The sequence below is a fragment of the Corynebacterium sp. ACRPH genome, assembly GCF_022347285.1.
Classification (GTDB): Bacteria; Actinomycetota; Actinomycetes; order Mycobacteriales; family Mycobacteriaceae; genus Corynebacterium.
The window spans coordinates 1-820 of record NZ_JAKRND010000046.1 but is presented as its reverse complement, the minus strand read 5'-3'; the positions used below and the strand labels follow the sequence as shown (position 1 = coordinate 820).

At 52.4% G+C, this 820-nt stretch carries 1 protein-coding gene; it reads right to left on the bottom strand.

Annotated elements, in window-relative coordinates; genetic code table 11:
• Positions 1 to 52: 52 nt before the first annotated feature.
• The gene (locus MHX66_RS10505; protein ID WP_001067855.1) at positions 53 to 757 is read right to left on the bottom strand and encodes an IS6-like element IS26 family transposase; all 705 of its coding nucleotides are present in this window, start codon (positions 755 to 757) and stop codon (positions 53 to 55) included.
• Positions 758 to 820 lie beyond the last annotated feature (63 nt).

Below are 820 nucleotides of genomic sequence, written 5' to 3'. Positions count from 1 at the left end.
GGCACTGTTGCAAAGTTAGCGATGAGGCAGCCTTTTGTCTTATTCAAAGGCCTTACATTTCAAAAACTCTGCTTACCAGGCGCATTTCGCCCAGGGGATCACCATAATAAAATGCTGAGGCCTGGCCTTTGCGTAGTGCACGCATCACCTCAATACCTTTGATGGTGGCGTAAGCCGTCTTCATGGATTTAAATCCCAGCGTGGCGCCGATTATCCGTTTCAGTTTGCCATGATCGCATTCAATCACGTTGTTCCGGTACTTAATCTGTCGGTGTTCAACGTCAGACGGGCACCGGCCTTCGCGTTTGAGCAGAGCAAGCGCGCGACCATAGGCGGGCGCTTTATCCGTGTTGATGAATCGCGGGATCTGCCACTTCTTCACGTTGTTGAGGATTTTACCCAGAAACCGGTATGCAGCTTTGCTGTTACGACGGGAGGAGAGATAAAAATCGACAGTGCGGCCCCGGCTGTCGACGGCCCGGTACAGATACGCCCAGCGGCCATTGACCTTCACGTAGGTTTCATCCATGTGCCACGGGCAAAGATCGGAAGGGTTACGCCAGTACCAGCGCAGCCGTTTTTCCATTTCAGGCGCATAACGCTGAACCCAGCGGTAAATCGTGGAGTGATCGACATTCACTCCGCGTTCAGCCAGCATCTCCTGCAGCTCACGGTAACTGATGCCGTATTTGCAGTACCAGCGTACGGCCCACAGAATGATGTCACGCTGAAAATGCCGGCCTTTGAATGGGTTCATGTGCAGCTCCATCAGCAAAAGGGGATGATAAGTTTATCACCACCGACTATTTGCAACAGTGCC

What these genes read in the sequence shown, in the direction of transcription:
- MHX66_RS10505 (WP_001067855.1), bottom strand. Translation starts at nt 757, where the DNA reads ATGAACCCATTCAAAGGCCGGCATTTTCAGCGTGACATCATTCTGTGG.